This is a genomic window from Nocardiopsis sp. iso_40, from assembly GCF_056173285.1.
Map to the genome: position 1 here is coordinate 2102397 of NZ_CM149666.1, position 18817 is coordinate 2121213.

The window sequence follows — 18817 nt, forward strand, 5'->3', positions numbered from 1 at the left end:
GTGACCCGGCACCCCCTCCGCCTGCGCGCGGTGGGGGTGCCGTCGCGTGCGCACCCTTCCCGGCCCGCCGCCCGGGACCCCCAGACCCCAACACCCCAACGAGGAGACCAGCATGCGGACGATCGAGGACCTCGACGTCTCCGGAAAGCGCGTGTTCGTCCGGGCCGACCTGAACGTGCCCGTGGACGGCGACCGCATCACCGACGACGGTCGCATCCGCGCGGCCCTGCCCACCATCACCAAGCTCCGTGAGCGCGGCGCCCGCGTCATCGTCGCCGCGCACCTGGGCCGCCCCAAGGGCGCACCCGACCCCCGGTACTCCCTGCGCCCCGTCGCCGCCCGCCTGGGCGAGCTGCTCGGTACCGAGGTCGCCTTCGCCACCGACACCGCCGGCGAGTCCGCCCGAGCCACCTCCGCGGCCCTGGCCGACGGGGAGGTCGCGCTGCTGGAGAACGTGCGCTTCGAGCCCGGTGAGACCAGCAAGGACGACGCCGAGCGCGGCGAGCTCGCCGACCGCTTCGCCCAGCTCGCCGACCTGTACGTGGGCGACGCCTTCGGTGCGGTGCACCGCAGGCACGCCAGCGTCTACGACCTGCCCGGCAGGCTCCCGCACGCCGTCGGCGGCCTGGTCCTGACCGAGGTCGAGGTCCTGCGCAAGCTCACCGCCGACCCCCAGCGCCCCTACGCCGTGGTCCTCGGCGGTTCGAAGGTCTCCGACAAGCTCGGTGTCATCGACAACCTCCTCGGCACCGCCGACCGCCTGCTCATCGGCGGCGGCATGGTGTTCACCTTCCTCAAGGCCCAGGGCTACGAGGTCGGCTCCAGCCTCCTGGAGGCCGACCAGCTCGACACCGTCCGCGGCTACCTGGAGCGCGCCGAGCGCGAGGGCGTGGAGATCGTCCTGCCCGTGGACGTCGTGGCCGCCGAGAAGTTCGCCGCCGACGCCCCGCACGCCGAGGTCGGCGTCGACGCCATCCCGGCCGACCGCATGGGCCTGGACATCGGCCCCCGGAGCCGGGTGCTCTTCGCCGAGAAGCTGGCCGACGCCAGGACCGTGTTCTGGAACGGCCCCATGGGCGTGTTCGAGATGGAGCCCTACGCCGGCGGCACGCGCGCCCTGGCCCAGGCGCTCATCGACTCCGACGCCTTCACCGTGGTCGGCGGCGGCGACTCCGCCGCGGCCGTCCGCGCCCTGGGCTTCGACGAGGCCTCCTTCGGCCACATCTCCACCGGCGGCGGAGCCAGCCTGGAGTACCTGGAGGGCAAGGACCTCCCCGGTATCGACGCCCTCGCCTAGGGGCCGTGTTCCTCCCGGGCACTCGAACACCCCCGGGCCCCGGGGAGGAACGCCTCCCGGGACCGGGGCACCACGCTCAGCACGCCCTCTCCGACGAAACGAAGTGAGTCAAGGATGACCAAGCGCCAGCCGCTCATCGCGGGCAACTGGAAGATGAACAACAACCACCTGGAGGCCATCGCTCTCGTCCAGAAGCTGGCCTTCGCCCTGAACGACAAGGACTACGAGGCCGCGGAGGTCGTCGTCCTGCCGCCGTTCACCGACATCCGCAGCGTGCAGACGCTGGTGGACGGGGACAAGCTGCGGATCAGGTTCGGCGCCCAGGACATCTCCGCCCACGACAAGGGCGCCTACACCGGCGAGGTCTCCGGTGCGATGCTGGCCAAGCTGGAGTGCTCCTACGTCCTGGTCGGCCACTCCGAGCGCCGCGAGTACCACGCGGAGGACGACGCCCTGGTCAACGCCAAGGTCAAGGCCGCCTACAAGAACGACATCGTCCCCCTCCTGTGCGTGGGCGAGGGCCTGGAGGTGCGCAAGGCCGGGAATCAGGTCGAGCACGTCCTGGCCCAGCTGGACGGCGCCCTCAAGGAGGTCCCGGCCGAGCAGGCGGAGCGGATCGTCATCGCCTACGAGCCGGTGTGGGCGATCGGCACCGGCGAGGTCGCCACCCCGGAGGACGCGCAGGAGGTCTGCGCCGCGATCCGCGGGCGCCTGGCCGAGCTGTACTCCTCCGAGGTCTCCGGCGCGGTCCGCGTGCTCTACGGCGGTTCGGTCAAGGGGGACAACGCCCCCGGCATCATGGCCAAGGAGGACGTCGACGGCGCCCTGGTCGGCGGTGCCTGCCTGAAGGCCGACGAGTTCGCCAAGGTGATCCGCTTCGGTGAGAACGGCTGACCAAACGTCTTGCGAAACCCCGCCCGTCACTCTCTGATGTCCAAGTGTGACGGGCGGGGTGCCCGACAGGTGCCCTGTTCGGGCTAGACTTCGCTGTGGGGATTCCCGTGCCTCGTGGTTTCCCCTCCCGTGCCGGCGACGGCACGGTAAAATCCGAAAACGTCCCCGGTCTCCTCCTTCCGCGACCCGCTCTCAGGTCGGTGCCCTCATGCCGACGCTGTCAGGGGTGGGGAAAGGGGGCCGAGGTGTCCATCCCCCCGCTGCGGGGTCGAGCTACGGGTGAGCGTGTGATCCTCGGTCTGTCCATCTTCGTGATGCTTCTCAGTGTGCTGCTGGTCCTCCTCGTGCTGATGCACAAGGGCAAGGGCGGTGGCCTGTCCGACATGTTCGGCGGTGGTGTCACGTCCTCGCTCGGCGGATCCTCCGTTGTCGAACGCAACCTCGACCGGATGACCGTCGGCATCGCGGTCACGTGGATCGTGGCGATCGTCGTTCTCGGCCTGTTGATCAACCGGGGAATGTAGCGCGCCGATCGGCCGTAGGCCCCCCGTCCAAGTCAATCTCGTCCGAGTCAGTCGGCGAGTTCGCCGAAGGAGTTTTTCGTGGGTAGTGGCAGTGCCATCCGTGGCAGCCGAGTCGGAGCCGGCCCTATGGGCGAGGCGGAGCGGGGCGAGGCCGCTCCCCGCGTCCGGGTTCCGTTCTACTGTGCGAACTTGCACGAGGTCATCCCCAGCTTCGCCAGCGAGGCCGCTGTGCCCGACGAGTGGGACTGCCCGCGCTGCGGGTTCCCCGCGGGCAAGGACAAGGCCAACCCGCCGTCGCCGCCGCGCACCGAGCCCTACAAGACGCACCTGGCGTACGTGAAGGAGCGCCGCAGCGAGGAGGAGGGCAAGCTCATCCTCGATGAGGCCCTCGCAAAGCTCCGCGCCGACCGCGCCGCGGTCGAGGCCCACATGAAGGCCTCCCAGAACTAGGCTTCCCGGTCTGCCCGTCGGGGCCCGCCGTCAGTCACCCCGGTCGCTGGCGTCGGGCCCCGACGCGTGTGCGGGGGCGGGCCCGCCCGGACACGCGACTCCGCCGTACGTGAGGAAGAGGCGCATCTTCTCATTCCCGCGACTGGTGTTGCTGGTGGGAAATACGATGACCGACACACCCCCGAAGCCCCCTTCCTGAGGAGTTGGTGTCGATGTCAGCGTGCCCTACCGGCGGGGACCACGACTGGATCCTCGGCGACGACCGCAAGTTCCAGTGCGCCAAATGCGGAGCTCAGAGCGCCAGGCGGTTCTGAAGCACCTCGCCCGGCCGAGCGGTCCCCCGCGCCTCCGGTTCGTTCTTGGCCCTGGCCCGCCACGTCACCGGACGCCCCAGACTCTCCGCCACACCCTTGGCCCAGCGCTCCAACGGCGCGAACCGCTCCGCCCCCTCCTCGTCGAGCATCGTCCGCCCCCGGTAGACGATCCCCCCGACGACCAGGACCTCACCGTCCACCAGGAGCGCCGTCTCGTACTCACGTGTGCTGCGCCTCATGGGACAGGACTGTAGCGCTGTGCGCCGACGGACATCAGCCGTTTACCGGGATTGACCGCACACGGCCGCGCATCGACGACGAACCGGGGTGAGCCACCGCACCGAGCACCCGCAGGACTTGGAAGAATGGGGACATGGCCTCCCCCGAACCACCTGACGTCCCCCCTGACGCGCGGGGGGTCCCCTCGGACCTGACCCGACCACCCGCGAGCGTGTCCCACCTGCGCCGCTACGTCAGTCTGCGCGGCCCCAACACACGCATGTGGATGACGGCCGCCTACTTCTCCGGGGCCCTCACCCTGGGGTTCCTCGTGGTGGTGGGGTCCATGTTCTGGCACGTGCTGCGCCAGGAGACCACGGTCGGCTCCGTCACGCTGTGGGCGTCCGCCGGGCTGGTCATGTTCTTCATCGGCCCCGGGAGCAACGTCTTCCTGGTGCGGGGACTGCCCCAGCGCATCACCCGCCAGGGCATCAGCGCCGACAGTGACGGCATCACCGTCCTCCAGGAGCGCAAGTGGTGGTTCCCCGGAGAGGGGACCTTCATCGCCTGGCCGGAGATCCGCCGTATCCGCGAGGTGCACACCGGGGGCCGCAGGCTCACCTACTTCATCGAGTTCGCGCTGGACACGCCCCGGACCGACCCCGAACTGCCCAGCTGGGCGGAGACGGCCGAAAGCCTCGACCTCGACGCCGACCCCGAGGCCGCCACCCAGTTCTACGTACAGGTGCCGCGCAACCGGAAGGAGCACATCCTGAGGATGGTGGAGCGCACCGCGCCCCTGCCGGCCGTCGTCGAGCGGACCCCGCCGCTACGTCGCCGGTGATCCCGACCGGCCGCTCAGCCTGCGGGTGAGCTCGCCCGCCGCGTCCCGGACCCGCGCGGCCAACGCCTGCGGGGTGACCGGCCGCGCGCTGGGAACCGTCAGACTGATCGCCGCCGCGGGGCGCCCGTTGTGGTCGGCCGCGGCCGCCGCCACCGAGACGAACCCCTCGGTGACCTGGCCGCTTTCGATCGACCACCCCTGCCGGCGCTCCTCGGAGAGCAGCGTGCGCAGTTCCCCCGGGGCGGCGGGCCCGCGGCCGGTGCGGTCGGTGAAGGCAGCCCTGTCCGGGTACAGGGCGCGCACCTGGGCGCGCGGCAGCCGGGCGAGCATCGCCCGCCCCGAGGCGGTCAGGTGCGCGGGCAGGCGCACCCCCACCCCGGTGATGAGCGTGGGCGCGTGCGGGGGCTGTTCCTTGAGCAGGTACAGGGTGTCCGAGCCGTGCAGCACCCCCAGGTGGGCGGTGGCCCCGGTGGTCTCGGTGAGCTGGTGCAACAGGGGGCGGGCCAGCCGCTCGATCCCGTCGTGGCGCAGGTACGCCGACCCGATCTCGAAGGCCGCCACCCCCAGCCCCCACCGCCGCTCCTCGGGCAGGTGCGTCACGAACCCCTCCTCGGCCATCGCCTCCAGGAGCTGGTAGACGCTGGAACGGGGCAGCCCGAGCCCGTTCGCGATCGCCGAGGCCGACACCGGGCCCGGCCGGGAGGCCAGGAAGCGCAGCAGCCGCAGCGCACGCGTGGCCGCCGGGACGAGACTCATGCCCCGATGATCCCACAGTCCGTTCCTGCACCGCTGTAGCGCTCGGTCGGATGCCTTCCACTGCTGGTCACGCTTGCTTCTCCTCGTCCCCGGGGACGCCTGGGGTGCGGCTGCGCCGGGGCTCAGACGCGAGGTGCGGGTGATCCGGTAGGGGGACCGGGGCGGCTGTCTGAGATATCGGACAGAACCCACGTGTTGGCACTTCCCGCAGGACCCCGGGAGCGGTGCAATGGGGGCATGTCCACAGCAGTTGCTTCCGTTTCCGTCGGCGGTGCCCCGCTCACCCCGGCCCAGGTCCTCGCCGTCGCCCGCGACGGCGCCCCCGTCACCCTCAGCGAGGAGACCCGCAAGGCCGTGCGCCACGGCCGCGAACGGGTCGAGGTGCTCGCCCGGGGCGAGGTACCCGCCTACGGGGTCAGCACCGGGTTCGGCGCCCTGGCCACCCGGCACATCGCCCCCGACCTGCGTGCCCACCTCCAGCGTTCGCTCATCCGCTCGCACGCCGCCGGAGCCGGACCCGAGGTGGAGGCCGAGGTCGTCCGCGCCCTGATGCTCCTGCGCCTGCGGACCCTGGCCTCAGGCAACACGGGCGTGCAGACGTCCACCGTCGAGACCCTCGCCGCCCTGCTCAACGCGGGTGTCACCCCGATCGTCCACGAGTACGGCAGCCTGGGCTGCTCCGGCGACCTGGCACCCCTGTCCCACGTCGCCCTGGCCCTGATGGGCGAGGGACGGGTCCGCGACGCCGACGGCGAGCTCAGGGACGCCGCGGACGCCCTGGCCGCGGCGGGCATCCGGCCGGTGGAGCTCGGCGCCAAGGAGGGGCTGGCCCTCATCAACGGCACCGACGGGATGCTCGGCATGCTGGCCATGGCCTGCATGGACCTGGAGCGCCTGCTCAAGGTCGCCGACATCACCGCGGCCATGAGCGTCGAGGCCCTGCTCGGCACCGACCGGGTCTTCGCCGAGGAGCTCCAGCGCCTGCGCCCGCACCCCGGGCAGGCCGCCTCCGCCGCCAACCTGCGCGCGATGCTCGCGGGCTCGCCGATCGTCGCCTCCCACCGGGGTCCGGACTGCAACCGCGTCCAGGACGCCTACTCGCTGCGCTGCGCCCCGCAGGTCGCCGGCGCGGCCCGCGACACCCTGTCCCACGCCCTGCTCGTGGCCGGGCGCGAACTGGACAGCGTCATCGACAACCCCGTCGTACTCGACGACGGGCGGGTGGAGTCCAACGGCAACTTCCACGGGGCGCCGGTCGCCTACGTACTGGACTTCCTCGCTGTGGCCGTCGCCGACACCGCCTCGATCGCCGAGCGCCGCACCGACCGCATGCTCGACGTCTCCCGCTCCCACGGGCTGCCCGCCTTCCTCGCCGACGACCCAGGTGTGGACTCGGGCCACATGATCGCCCAGTACACCCAGGCCGCCATCGTCTCCGAGCTCAAGCGCCTGGCCGTGCCCGCCAGCGTCGACTCCATCCCCAGCTCGGCCATGCAGGAGGACCACGTGTCCATGGGCTGGTCGGCCGCCCGCAAGCTGCGCCGCGCCGTGGAGGGGCTCACCAACGTGCTGGCCGTGGAGCTGCTCACCGCCGCCCGCGCCCTCGACCTGCGCTCCCCGCTTGAGCCCGGTCCCGCCACCGGCGCCGTCCTGCGCACGGTACGCGAGCGGGTCCAGGGGCCCGGCCCCGACCGCTACCTCGCCCCGGAGATCGCCGCCGTGGCCGCCCTGGTCGCCGACGGCTCGGTCGTCGAGGCCGCCGAGTCCGTCACCCCGCTCGCCTGACCCCCCCGGAGGAGAGAACCCGATGAGCAACCCACGCACCGTCCGCGCGGCACGCGGCCTCACCCTGTCTGCCAAGGGCTGGCAGCAGGAGGCGGCCCTGCGCATGTTCCACAACAACCTCGACCCCGAGGTCGCCGAGCACCCCGAGGACCTGGTGGTCTACGGCGGCACCGGCAAGGCGGCACGGGACTGGCGCAGCTTCGACCGGATCACCGCCTCCCTGCGCGACCTGGAGGGCGACGAGACCCTCCTGGTGCAGTCCGGGCGTCCGGTGGGGATCATGCGCACCCACGAGTGGGCCCCCCGGGTGCTGCTGGCCAACAGCAACCTGGTGGGGGACTGGGCCAACTGGCCCGAGTTCCGCCGCCTGGAGGCCGAGGGCCTGACCATGTACGGGCAGATGACCGCCGGTTCGTGGATCTACATCGGTACCCAGGGCATCCTCCAGGGCACCTACGAGACCTTCGCCGCCGTGGCCGCGAAGAGGTTCGGCGGTTCGCTGGCCGGGACCATCACCCTCACCGCCGGGCTCGGCGGCATGGGCGGCGCCCAGCCGCTGGCCGTCACCATGAACGACGGCGTGGCGATCGTGGTCGAGTGCGACGGCAGCCGGATCGACCGCCGTATCGAGCACCGCTACCTGGACGTGCGCGCCGACAGCCTGGACGAGGCCCTCGACCTGGCCGTGCGCGCCCGCGACGAGCGCCGGCCGCTGTCCGTCGGCGTCCTGGGCAACGCCGCCGAGGTCTTCCCCGAACTCCTGTCCCGGGGCGCGCCGATCGACATCGTCACCGACCAGACCTCGGCCCACGACCCGCTCGCCTACCTGCCTGCGGGCGTGCCGTTCGGAGACTGGAAGGGCCTGGCGGCGGCCAAACCCGAGGAGTTCACCGTCCGGGCCCGCGAGTCCATGGCCGCGCACGTGGAGGCGATGGTCGGCTTCCTGGACGCGGGCGCCGAGGTCTTCGACTACGGCAACTCCATCCGCGACGAGGCCCGTGAGGGCGGGTTCACCAGGGCCTTCGACTTCCCCGGGTTCGTGCCCGCCTACATCCGGCCCCTGTTCTGCGAGGGCAGGGGCCCGTTCCGCTGGGCCGCGCTCTCCGGCGACCCCGCCGACATCGCCCGCACCGACCAGGCCGTCCTCGACCTGTTCCCCGACAACGAGCACCTGACCCGGTGGATCCGGATGGCCCAGGACCGGGTCGCCTTCCAGGGCCTGCCCGCCCGCATCTGCTGGCTGGGCCAGGGCGAGCGCGCCGCCGCCGGGCAGCGCTTCAACGAACTGGTGGCCTCCGGTGAGGTCTCCGCGCCCCTGGCCATCGGCCGCGACCACCTGGACACCGGTTCGGTGGCCTCGCCCTACCGCGAGACCGAGGGCATGAAGGACGGCTCGGACGCCATCGCCGACTGGCCGCTGCTCAACGCCCTGGTCAACACCTCCTCGGGCGCCTCCTGGGTGTCCATCCACCACGGCGGCGGCGTGGGCATGGGCCGATCCATCCACGCCGGTCAGGTCAGCGTCGCCGACGGCACCGAACTGGCCGCCGCCAAGCTCGACCGGGTCCTGACCAACGACCCCGCCATGGGCGTCATCCGCCACGTGGACGCCGGGTACGAGGAGGCCGAGCGCGTCGCCGGCACCCACGGCATCCGGGTGCCCATGAAGGAGGGGGAGTGAGCTTCGACCGGCTCTGGGCCGAACTGGCCCCCGTCGGGCGCTCCGCGGACAGCGGCGGCTACCACCGGTACACCTGGGCGGGCGCCGACACCGACGCCCGCGCCTGGTTCACCGAGGCGGCCGCCGCCCGCGGCCTGGACGTGCGTACCGACCGCAACGGCAACCTGTGGGCCTGGTGGCCCGCACCCGGTCCCGGGGCCGTGGCCACCGGTTCCCACCTGGACTCCGTACCCGACGGCGGCGCCTTCGACGGACCGCTCGGGGTGGCCAGCGCCCTGGCCGCCGTGGACGAACTCCGCTCCCGGGGGTTCACCCCCGCACGGCCGCTGGCCCTGGGCGTGTTCGTCGAGGAGGAGGGCGGCCGGTTCGGTGTGCCCTGCCTGGGCAGCCGCCTGAGCACCGGGGAGGTCGACCCGGCGCGCGCCCGGACCCTCACCGACGCCTCCGGCACCACCTGGGCGCGGGCCATGGCGGACGCGGGACTGGACCCGGAGGGCATCGGACCGGACCCCGAACTCCTGGCCCGGCTGGACGTCTTCGTCGAACTGCACGTGGAACAGGGGCGGGCCCTGGAGGAGACCGGGCACCCGGTCGGAGTGGCCAGTGCGATCTGGCCGCACGGGCGGTGGCGGATGGACTTCACCGGCCGTGCCGACCACGCGGGCACCACCCGCCTGGAGGACCGCAACGACCCCATGCTGCCCTTCGCGCACACGATCCTGGCCGCCCGCGCCATGGCCGAGAAGCACGACGCCCGGGCCACCGTGGCCAGGAGCCTGGTCGCCCCCAACGGAACCAACGCCATCCCCTCACTGGTCAGCGCCTGGCTGGACGCCCGGGCCGCTGACCAGGACACCCTCGCCGCGGTGGTGGACGGTGTGCGCGAGGCTGCCGAGCGGGCCGCCCGCGACCACGGGGTCGCCCACACCATGGCGGCCGAGTCCACCACGCCGCTGGTGGAGTTCTCGCACGACCTGCGCGACCGGCTGGCCGCGATCGTGGGGACCCGCGCCGCCGAGTCCGCCGGGCCGGTCCCGATCCTGCCCACCGGGGCAGGGCACGACGCCGGGGTGCTCTCCGCGCACGTGCCCACGGCGATGCTGTACGTGCGCAACCCGACCGGGGTCTCGCACTCGCCGCAGGAGTGGGCCCGCCCCGAGGACAGCCACGCCGGGGTCACCGCCCTGGCCGACGTCCTGGCCGACCTGCTCTCCGTCCCGGGAGGGGCCTCTTGAACACACGCTCCCGGGAACGCCGGTACTGGTGCGAGTGGGCGTGGCTGGGCGGCGACGCACCCGAGCCCGGGGTGCTCCTGACCGTCGACGCGCGGGGCCGGCTTGCCTCGGTCGCGGCCGTGGACACGCCCCCGGCCGACGCCGAACGCCTCACCGGGCTGACCCTGCCCGGTATGGCCAACGCCCACTCGCACGCCTTCCACCGGGCCCTGCGCGGACGTACCCACGCCGGTGGCGGATCCTTCTGGACCTGGCGCGAGGTGATGTACCGGGTGGCCGAACGCCTCGACCCGGACTCCTACCACCGTCTGGCCCGGGCCGTCTTCGCGGAGATGGCCCTGGCCGGGGTGGTCTGCGCGGGCGAGTTCCACTACCTCCACCACGGCCCCGGCGGACACCGCTACACCGACCCCAACGCCATGGGCCACGCCCTGGTGGCGGCCGCGGCCGACGCCGGGATCCGGCTCACCCTGCTGGACGTGTGCTACCTGTCCGGCGGGCTCGGCGAGGACGGCGCGCACCTGCCGCTGTCCGGACCCCAGCTGCGCTTCGGCGACGGCACCGCCGGGGCCTGGGCCGACCGGGTCGCCGCGTTCACCCCCCGGGGCGCGCACGCCCGGACCGGTGCGGCCGCGCACTCGGTGCGCGCGGTACCCGCCGCCGACCTGCCCCGGGTGGCGGAGTTCGCGGAGGGGAGGGGGCTGCCCCTGCACGTGCACGTCTCCGAACAGCCGGCCGAGAACGCCGCCTGTCTGGCCGCCCACGGGCTCACCCCCGTGCGGGTCCTGGCCGAGGCCGGGGCGCTCACCGAACGCACCACCCTGGTGCACGCCACCCACCTGACCGACGCCGACGTGGACACCGTCCGCGAGCACGGGTCGGCGGTGTGCCTGTGCCCGACCACCGAGCGCGACCTCGCCGACGGCCTGCCGCGCACCGGTGACCTCGTTGCAGCCCCGCACCGGGTCCCGCTGAGCCTGGGCACCGACCAGCACGTCCAGTCGGACCTGTTCGAGGAGGCCCGCGCGGTGGAGCTGCACGAACGCCTGCGCACCCACCGCCGGGGAACCCTGGGCAGCGGTGCCCTGCTGCGGGCCGCCACCGCCGCCGGACACGCCGGGCTCGGCTGGCACGACGCCGGTGCCCTGCTCCCCGGCGCCCGCGCCGACCTGGTCAACGTCTCCCTGGACAGCGTGCGTCTGGCCGGGGCCGCCCCCGAACGCGCCACCGACGCCGTGGTCTTCGCCGCCACGGCCGCCGACGTGCGCCACGTGATGGTGGACGGGGAGTGGACCGTCCGGGACGGGGCCCACACCCGTCTGCCCGACACCGCCAGTGAACTCGACTCCGTGATCAAGGAGCTGCTTTGACCGAGAACGAAACCGCCTCCGGGGGGCCCGGGACGATCCTCGTCGACGCGATCGGCACCCTGGTCACCAACGATCCGGCCCTGGGGCGGGGACCGCTCGGGGAGATCGCCGACGCCGCCCTGGTCATCGAGGACGGCCGGGTGGCCTGGGCGGGCCCCCGCGACCGGGCGCCCGCCGCCGACGCACGGGTGGACGCCGCCGGGCGCTGTGTGCTGCCCGGTTTCGTCGACAGCCACTCCCACATCGTCTTCGCCGGGGACCGCAGCCGTGAGTTCGCCGCCCGGATGAGCGGGCAGCCCTACTCGGCGGGCGGCATCCGCACCACGGTGGCCGCCACCCGCGCGGCCACCGACGCCGAACTCCTCGACGGCGCCCGGAGGTTCGTCCGCGAGGCGCACGGTCAGGGCACCACCACCCTGGAGGTCAAGTCGGGCTACGGGCTCACCGTCGCCGACGAACGGCGCTCCCTGGAGGTCGCCTCCCGCGTCACCGACGAGGTCACCTTCCTCGGCGCGCACGTGGTCGCCCCCGAGTACGCCGACGACCCCGCCGCCTACGTCGACCTGGTGACCGGGCCCATGCTCGACGCCTGCGCGCCGCACGCCCGCTGGGTCGACGTGTTCTGCGAGCGCGGCGCCTTCGACGAGCAGGCCTCGCGCCGGGTGCTCACCGCGGGCATGGAACGGGGCCTGCTGCCCCGCGTCCACGGCAACCAGCTGGGCGAGGGGCCCGGCGTCCGGCTGGCGGTGGAACTGGGGGCGGCCTCGGTCGACCACTGCACCTACCTGAGCGCCGAGGACGTCGACGCTCTGGCCCAGGCGGCCGAGCGCCCCGAACCCACGGTGGCCACCCTGCTGCCCGGGGTGGACTTCTCCACCCGCCAGCCCTACCCCGACGCCCGCGCACTGGTGGACGCCGGTGCGCTCGTCGCCCTGGCCAGTGACTGCAACCCCGGGTCGTGCTTCACGTCGAGCCTGGCCTTCTGCATCGCGGTGGCGGTGCGCGACATGGGGCTGACCCCGGACGAGGCCGTGTGGGCCGCCACCCGGGGCGGGGCCCGGGCGCTGCGCCGCGAGGACGTGGGCCACCTGGCCCCGGGGGCACGCGCCGACCTCACGATGCTCGACGCCCCGAACCACCTCTACCTGGCCTACCGGCCCGGCGTCCCCCAGGTCGCCGCGGTGTGGAAGGACGGGGGACTGGTATCCGGGCGACCCTAGCCCCCGCTCTCCCGGGCCCCTGTCAGGAACTACCCCTGGCGGGGGCCGGCCCCGTGCCCGGGGTTTGCTCCACCCGCTCGCGGACCCTGCGCGCCGCACCGCCGTCCCGTGCCCGGCCGGCCAGCCGGTGCGCGGCCCGGCGGAGCATACCGCGCACGACGACGGGGTGCAGCTGCCGGACCACGGCCCAGTACATCCGTCCGCGCCGGTTCTTCAGCCGCACCACCGTGGTGAGCGTGACCGACCGTTCGCGGACCAGGAGCGAGACGCGGAAGTCGAGATGGCCCGAGTCGGTTCCGAGCAGGACCTCCTCCGGACGCGAGGAGAGGGTGTCGAAGGCGGACCGGCCCGCGCGTTCGATGCCGACCAGCCCCACCAGCGCCTCGCGCAGGTACAGGAGGGCGAGGACCCAGCGCGGCGGATCCCGGAAGACCGCGTCCGCCCACTCCTGCGGATCGGTGCTGACACCGGGGCGGTGCTCCACCGTGAAGGCGCCGGTGTGGTGGGGGTCGTCGAACGCACCGCGCGCGAGCCGGGCGTCCTCCGGGACCGGGCAGGGTCTGGTGCGCGGCCGTTCGGCGATCCGCAGGAGGCGCACCCACGCCGACCAGCGGGCCGGTCGGGGCGGCCGTGCCGCGAAGGCGCGCTCGGCGTTGTCGAGCAGGTCCTCGACCACCGCGTCGTGCAGGGGGCGGACCGCGAGGGGCCACAGCAGGCGCATGGCCCCCCGGGGCGCGGCCTCGACGTGGTGGCGCAGCAGGGCCCTGCCGTCGGGGAGGGGTTCGACCACGAGTTCGTGGAAGCCGTGGAGCCCCGTCCCCGGGTGGAAGGTGAAGCGCACCCGGCGGCCGGGCTCGTACGCGCTCACCCGGTAGCGGATCGGCCCGTGCCCGCCGTCGGCACCGACGGACAGCGGCCGGTCCAGGCGCATCGGGGGCCAGGCCGGGTTCGGCCACAGGCGGTCCCCGTCGCCGCCGAGCGTGGCGAGCAGCTCGCCGACCGCTTCGGCGGAAGCGGGGACGACGCGTTCGTGGGTGTTGCGGACGAGTCCCATGGTGACCTCCGTCGACCTCACCATACGCAACCGTATGGTTCTTTTCCATACGGTACCGTACGGGGATGGCGAACGAGAAGACCCGTAGACGGCTCACCGCGGGGGACTGGGCCCGCGCGGCCCTCACCGCGATCGGGGACGGTGGGATCGCGGCCGTGGCCGTCGAGCCGATCGCCGCGCGGCTGGGCGCGACGAAGGGGAGTTTCTACTGGCACTTCCCGAACCGCGACGCACTCGTGGAGGCGGCGCTGCGGCTGTGGGAACAGCAGCACACCGAAGCCGTCATCGCCAGGGTGGAGGAGGAACCGGACGCCCTTGCCAGGCTGCGCCGTCTGTTTCTCGACGTGACCTCAGGGGAGACCGAAGCGGTCGAGAACCGCATCGAGGTCGCGCTGCTCGCCGCCGCCGCGCACCCGCTCGTGGCCCCCGCCGTCGGCCGCGTCACCGAGCGGCGCATCGCCTACGTCGCCGATCTCTACGAGGAGCTGGGCGTGCCCCCGGCATCGGCCCGACACCACGCACTGCTCGTCTTCACCACCTGGATGGGGCACACCCAGCTCGTGCACGCGGCCCCCGGGGTACTGCCGACCGGCGGGGACGCCTCGGCCTATCTGAACTTCGTGCTCGACAGCCTCGTCGACACGGCAGAGCGCTCCTGACGTTGCTCCTGCTCGGCGGAGGCCCGTGGTCCGGGCCGGACCCTCTTCCGCGGCGGTTGACGATAACGGGGCGTAACGCGGTTTCTCCGGACGACACACCGAACTCAACGGGCGCCTAACCCCCGCGAAACCTCGGGCCGCCACAGTGGAACCACGTCGGTGCGCGTACCTCCGCCGCCGCACAGTGCCGTGGAGCGGCGGAGGGTGCCGCCCGCGCTGCGCGAGGAGGTCGCCCGTGAGCCTGTGGCGTGTCCGTACGGCGGTCGAGGACCGCCCCGGCGGCCTTTCGGAGGTCGTCAACACTCTCGCCGAACACGGCGGGAACATCGTCGGCCTGTCCGTGCACACCGACGTCCGCGGTGTGGTCGACGAATTGGTCGTGGACTTTCCGCGAAGCCCCGACGCCGCTGTCCGGGAGCTGTCCGGACAGTGTCCCGCCGGTACCGTGACGGCCGTCGCCGCCCGGCGGCGCGAGGTCGGCGACGACGTCACCCGGGCCCTGCTGCTCACCGCGCGGCTGCGCTCCCACCCGAACCGGCTCCCCGGGGCACTGGCCGAACTCCTGCTCGCCGACGCCGCCCGGTGGACCAACCTGGCACCCGGCGAGGTGGACCGGGGCACCTCGATGCTGGTCCCCGTCGGACCGCTGCGCGGGGTCCTGGTCAGCCGGGAGTCGCACCCCTTCACCTGGACCGAGGCCAGCCGGGCCGACGCCCTGGTGCGTTCGGTCATGCCCTCCGCCGGACCGGTGCCCGCCGACCGCGTCATCCGCACCGCCGAGGGTCTCGGGCTCGGCCTCGGCCAGGTGCACGAGACCGATGCAGCGGCCCTGCGAGCCCTGCACCGCCGCTGCTCGCCGGGGACCCTGCGCAACCGCTACTTCGCGGGCGTCAGCGAACTGGGGGCGCACATGCTGCGGGTGTTCTGCGACGCGGAGCGCGGTCTGACCGTCGCGGTGCGCCCGCACGGCCGGGAGGAACCGGTGGCGCTGGGCCACCTGATGTACACGCTGGACCCGGGGGTGGGCGAGATCGCCTTCCTGGTGGAGGACGCCTGGCAGGGGCGCGGGGTGGGTACCGCGCTGACCCGTGCGCTCACGGTCGTCGCCGCGGACTGGGGGCTGGCCGAGGTGCGTGCCGAGACCACGCTCGCCAACACCGCGATGCTGAGGATCATGCGCCGTTTCGGGGCCTCGGTCCAGGCCCGGGAGGGTGCGTACGTGCACGCCCGGCTGCCGGTCGCTGAGGCGGTCCAGGGCGGGATCGGTGCCCGGAACCGGGATGGCGGCCAGGTGGTGGGGCTGACGGGGCCGGGCTGACCCCGTCCGCTTCGCGGGGTGTTCGGGTCGGGCCCGGCTCTCCGGGGCGCGGACGGGTGCGGGGGCCGGCGGCCACCGCGGTGGCCGCCGGCCCCCGCCTCGCGGTTGACGCGATGAGGCCGTTCTCCCGTGCCCCGGGCGGGGCCGCGGAAGCGAAACCTAGTTGTCGTCGCCGTCCGCGGCGCTGTCGGAGCCCTGGGGCTTCTCGGCGGCGGGCGCGGCCTTCTTGGTGGCGCGACGCTTCTTCACCGGACGCGAGTAGTCGACGAGGGGCTCGTAGCGGGTCTCGTGCTCCTTGAAGCACTCCTCGCAGGCGTCGACCTCGCGGACAGCGCCCTCCCAGGCGAACTGGATGACCTCAGAGGCCTCGACCTTCTCCTCGCGGACGGCGTGGGGGTCGCAGTACTTGCGCGTGAAGACCTCGGTGACCACGGCGGGGATTTCCCTTCGATATCGCGTGAACAGTGCGGACCCCGCAATCATACACGTGTACGAAAGCGGAAACGGGTGATGAGCCGGGTTTCCGTGATGGGTCGGGGTCGCCCCGAAGCCTAGCGAAGTCGGAGGGGTCGCCGCGCCGCCGAGCGCCGCGTGCGGCCCGGGTGACCAGGCAGTCCGTTCGGGGCGGGCACTGTGATCCCGGTCGCCGTCGGTTCGGGGATTCGATCCGGGGCGGACAATGTCCTTCGTCCCTTTTCCTGTTCCCGTCGCGAATATTCGCACCAGCCGATTTGTGCATTTGGTGAACACGGTGCCCGGGGTGTGGTTAGTGTGATGGCCACTCCGGGGAGGGGCCGTCGGCCGCAGTCGGCGGGTCGCCCCGGGAAACCGGCCGCAGCGCCCTTGCCGGCGCGCGCCGAGGGAAGGACCGGAGGCCGTGGGGGAGCGGATCCGGTGCCGTACGAGTGGGCCCCGCGTGCGCGGGGTGCGTTTGCCGTGTTCAGGGGGATGGTCGTGGTCGAGTACATGGAAGGTACGCCCAGAAGGCGTGGTGACGGCGCTGGGGAGGGGACGCGCCCCGGCGGCGGGAGATCGGCGCGGCTGCGCGCCGAGGCCGATATGGCACACGCCTGCGAGCGCATGTCGGTGGACCCGCGTTTCGTGAAACTCCGTAGGAGGTTCGCACTTCAGGCGGGGGCGTTGGTGGGCGCCTTCCTGTTCAGTTACACGGCCTATCTCCTCCTTTCCGCCTACGCGCGCGATTTCATGAGTGTGCAGATCGTCGACTCCGTCAATGTCGCCCTGGTGTTGGGCGTCGGGCAGTTCCTGCTCACCTTCGTCCTCGCCTGGGCGTTCTGCCGTTTCTCCACGCTTTCCATCGACCCGTTGGCCGAGGAGATCCGGGACCGGGCCCGGGACGAGGAGACGATCAGCGGACGGGTGATCGGCTGATGGGTACCGCGATCCCGCTCCCGGGAACCGCCCTCCGCCCGGCGGCCGCACCGGACCTGGGCAGTGTGCTCAGCGGCCAGTTCGGCGTCGCGCACGCCTGGACCATCGGCCTGTGCGCCCTGTTCGTCCTGGTCACCCTGGCCGTCACGGTCCGGGCCCGGCGCACGACCAAGGGCGCCGTCGACTTCTACGCGGGAGGCCGCGGCTTCTCCAGCACCCAGAACGGCCTCGCCCTCACCGGCGACTACCTGTCCGCCGCCTCCTTCCTCGGCATCGCCGGGATGATCGCCCTCCAGGGCTACGACGGCTTCCTGTACTCCATCGGCTTCCTGGTGGCCTGGCTGCTGGTGCTGCCGATGGCCCAGCTGATGCGCAACACCGGCCGCTTCACCATGGCCGACCTGCCCGCATTCCGGATGCGTCGGATGCGGGTACGCCTGGCCTGCACCGTCTCCACGGTGACCGTGTGCGTGTTCTACCTGGTGGCCCAGATGGTCGGGGCGGGAGCCCTGGTCGCAGTCCTGCTCGGCCTGCACGACGGCGGCACCTTCCTGGGACTGGGCGCGGACCAGGCCCGTACCGGCGCGATCGTCCTCGTGGGCGTACTGATGATCGTCTACGTCATGTACGGCGGGATGAAGGCCGCCACCTGGCTGCAGATCATCAAGGCCGTGGCACTGCTGACCGCCACCGGGCTGCTCACCGTGATGGTGCTGGCCATCTTCTCCTTCGACCCCAGGGCCCTGCTCGGCAGCGCGGCCGAGGCCAGCGGGCACGGGTCGGCCTTCCTCGAACCCGGGCTGCGCCTGGGCGTGGAGGTCCCCGGCGACGCGGCGCAGACCTTCTTCAACAAGATCGACCTGATCAGCCTGGGCCTGGCACTGGTCCTGGGCACCGTCGCGCTGCCGCACATCCTCATCCGCTTCTACACGGTGACCGACGGCCGGGCCGCCCGCTCCTCGGTCAACCGCACCATCGTGATGGTCGGCGCCTTCTACCTGATGACCCTCGCCCTGGGGTTCGGCGCCGCGGCCCTGGTGGGCTCGGAACGCATCATGGCCCTGGACCCCTCCGGCAACTCCGCGGTCCCCATGCTCGCCGAGGAACTCGGCAGCCGGGCCGCAGGTCCCGCGGGCGCCGCCGTGCTGCTCGCGCTGATCTCCGCGGTCGCCCTGGCCACCATCCTCGCGGTCATCGCCAGCCTCACCCTGGCCTCCTCCTCCTCGATCGCGCACGACCTGTTCGGCCACGTCCTGATGTGGGGACGCCCCCGCGAGTCCCAGGAGATGAGTGTGGCCCGTCTCTCCGCCTGCGTGATCGGCGCGGTCGCCATCGCCCTGGCCGTGCAGGCCCAGGAACAGAACGTCGCCTTCCTGGTGGGCCTGGCCTTCGCCATCGCGGCCGCAGCCAACCTGCCCGTCATAGTCCTCACCCTGTTCTGGCGCCGCTTCAACACCAGGGGGGTGGAGTGGGGGATCTACGGCGGCCTGTCCGCGACCCTGCTGCTGATGCTGTTCTCCCCGGTGGTGTCCGGCAAGACCGACCCCGTCACCGGTGGGAACCTGTCGGTTCTGCCCGCCTGGGTCGACATCCAGCTCTTCCCGATGGAGAACCCCGCGCTGGTCGCCGTGCCAGTCGGCTTCGCCTGCGCCGTCCTCGGGAGCCTGCTCTCGCCCGAACGCAACAGCGCCCGCTTCACCGAGCTGCGGGTGCGCTCCCTCACCGGGTGGGGCGCCGACCGGAGCTGAGCGGCGGTGCCCGCCCGGGCCGGGTCCGTTCCCGGCCCGGGAGCGGCGCGACGAGGG

At 72.9% G+C, this 18817-nt stretch carries 18 protein-coding genes; 14 read left to right on the forward strand and 4 right to left on the reverse strand.

The features are described from left to right. The first annotated feature begins 112 nt into the window (after positions 1-112). From AC0VYD_RS09315 to AC0VYD_RS09330, 4 genes are all read left to right on the forward strand, one after another. A complete protein-coding gene (locus AC0VYD_RS09315; protein WP_475479483.1) occupies positions 113-1297 on the forward strand; it encodes a phosphoglycerate kinase in 1185 nt (394 codons plus the stop codon). 114 nt (positions 1298-1411) lie between these two features. Beyond that, a complete protein-coding gene (gene tpiA / locus AC0VYD_RS09320; protein WP_191271491.1) occupies positions 1412-2191 on the forward strand; it encodes a triose-phosphate isomerase in 780 nt (259 codons plus the stop codon). Positions 2192-2478: 287 nt separating this feature from the next. Beyond that, positions 2479-2715 carry a preprotein translocase subunit SecG gene (secG, locus tag AC0VYD_RS09325; protein WP_191271489.1) on the forward strand — a complete coding sequence of 79 codons (237 nt, stop codon included), beginning with the start codon at positions 2479-2481 and terminating at the stop codon, positions 2713-2715. A gap of 78 nt (positions 2716-2793) precedes the next feature. Then, positions 2794-3165 (forward strand): RNA polymerase-binding protein RbpA, encoded by a 372-nt coding sequence (locus tag AC0VYD_RS09330; protein WP_083927594.1) that lies wholly within the window; start codon positions 2794-2796, stop codon positions 3163-3165. 292 nt (positions 3166-3457) lie between these two features. On the opposite strand, the gene AC0VYD_RS09335 is transcribed toward AC0VYD_RS09330, so the two are convergent. Beyond that, on the reverse strand, positions 3458-3718 hold the full coding sequence (locus AC0VYD_RS09335; RefSeq protein WP_475479484.1) for a hypothetical protein: 261 nt from the start codon (positions 3716-3718) through the stop codon (positions 3458-3460). Positions 3719-3852: 134 nt separating this feature from the next. On the opposite strand from AC0VYD_RS09335, the gene AC0VYD_RS09340 reads away from it, so the two are divergent. Continuing rightward, a complete protein-coding gene (locus AC0VYD_RS09340; protein WP_475479485.1) occupies positions 3853-4542 on the forward strand; it encodes a hypothetical protein in 690 nt (229 codons plus the stop codon). On the opposite strand, the gene AC0VYD_RS09345 is transcribed toward AC0VYD_RS09340, so the two are convergent. After that, on the reverse strand, positions 4528-5298 hold the full coding sequence (locus tag AC0VYD_RS09345; RefSeq protein WP_475479486.1) for an IclR family transcriptional regulator: 771 nt from the start codon (positions 5296-5298) through the stop codon (positions 4528-4530). The genes AC0VYD_RS09340 and AC0VYD_RS09345 overlap by 15 nt on opposite strands. 237 nt (positions 5299-5535) lie before the next feature. Here AC0VYD_RS09345 and hutH point away from each other — a divergent pair, with 237 nt between their 5' ends. The 5 genes from hutH to hutI are packed head-to-tail and all read left to right on the forward strand — an operon-like array spanning position 5536 to position 12589. Beyond that, entirely contained in the window at positions 5536-7083 is a 1548-nt protein-coding gene (hutH, locus tag AC0VYD_RS09350; RefSeq protein WP_475479487.1) for a histidine ammonia-lyase, read from the forward strand. A gap of 22 nt (positions 7084-7105) precedes the next feature. Next, a complete protein-coding gene (gene hutU, locus AC0VYD_RS09355; RefSeq protein WP_475479488.1) occupies positions 7106-8764 on the forward strand; it encodes a urocanate hydratase in 1659 nt (552 codons plus the stop codon). After that, positions 8761-9999, forward strand: coding sequence for an allantoate amidohydrolase (locus AC0VYD_RS09360; protein WP_475479489.1), 1239 nt, complete (start codon positions 8761-8763; stop codon positions 9997-9999). Before hutU ends, AC0VYD_RS09360 begins: the two co-directional genes overlap by 4 nt. Beyond that, complete coding sequence (locus AC0VYD_RS09365; RefSeq protein WP_475479490.1) at positions 9996-11369, forward strand: formimidoylglutamate deiminase; 1374 nt, start codon at positions 9996-9998, stop codon at positions 11367-11369. Before AC0VYD_RS09360 ends, AC0VYD_RS09365 begins: the two co-directional genes overlap by 4 nt. Continuing rightward, positions 11366-12589, forward strand: coding sequence for an imidazolonepropionase (gene hutI / locus AC0VYD_RS09370; protein WP_475479491.1), 1224 nt, complete (start codon positions 11366-11368; stop codon positions 12587-12589). The genes AC0VYD_RS09365 and hutI overlap by 4 nt, the downstream gene beginning before the upstream one ends. 22 nt (positions 12590-12611) lie before the next feature. Here hutI and AC0VYD_RS09375 read toward each other — a convergent pair whose 3' ends face one another. Then, on the reverse strand, positions 12612-13667 hold the full coding sequence (locus tag AC0VYD_RS09375) for a DUF2867 domain-containing protein (RefSeq protein ID WP_475479492.1): 1056 nt from the start codon (positions 13665-13667) through the stop codon (positions 12612-12614). Between the two features lie 41 nt (positions 13668-13708). Here AC0VYD_RS09375 and AC0VYD_RS09380 point away from each other — a divergent pair, with 41 nt between their 5' ends. Both AC0VYD_RS09380 and AC0VYD_RS09385 read left to right on the forward strand, forming a co-directional pair. Next, the gene (locus AC0VYD_RS09380; protein WP_475479493.1) at positions 13709-14302 is read left to right on the forward strand and encodes a TetR/AcrR family transcriptional regulator; all 594 of its coding nucleotides are present in this window, start codon (positions 13709-13711) and stop codon (positions 14300-14302) included. A gap of 235 nt (positions 14303-14537) precedes the next feature. Then, positions 14538-15620 (forward strand): GNAT family N-acetyltransferase, encoded by a 1083-nt coding sequence (locus tag AC0VYD_RS09385; protein WP_475479494.1) that lies wholly within the window; start codon positions 14538-14540, stop codon positions 15618-15620. Positions 15621-15779: 159 nt separating this feature from the next. Here AC0VYD_RS09385 and AC0VYD_RS09390 read toward each other — a convergent pair whose 3' ends face one another. Further along, entirely contained in the window at positions 15780-16052 is a 273-nt protein-coding gene (locus AC0VYD_RS09390; protein WP_475479495.1) for a hypothetical protein, read from the reverse strand. 522 nt (positions 16053-16574) lie between these two features. Between AC0VYD_RS09390 and AC0VYD_RS09395 the strand changes: the two genes are divergently transcribed. Beyond that, positions 16575-17012 carry a DUF485 domain-containing protein gene (locus AC0VYD_RS09395; protein WP_475480225.1) on the forward strand — a complete coding sequence of 146 codons (438 nt, stop codon included), beginning with the start codon at positions 16575-16577 and terminating at the stop codon, positions 17010-17012. Continuing rightward, a complete protein-coding gene (locus AC0VYD_RS09400) occupies positions 17012-18760 on the forward strand; it encodes a solute symporter family protein (RefSeq protein ID WP_475479496.1) in 1749 nt (582 codons plus the stop codon). Before AC0VYD_RS09395 ends, AC0VYD_RS09400 begins: the two co-directional genes overlap by 1 nt. Positions 18761-18817: the final 57 nt, after the last annotated feature.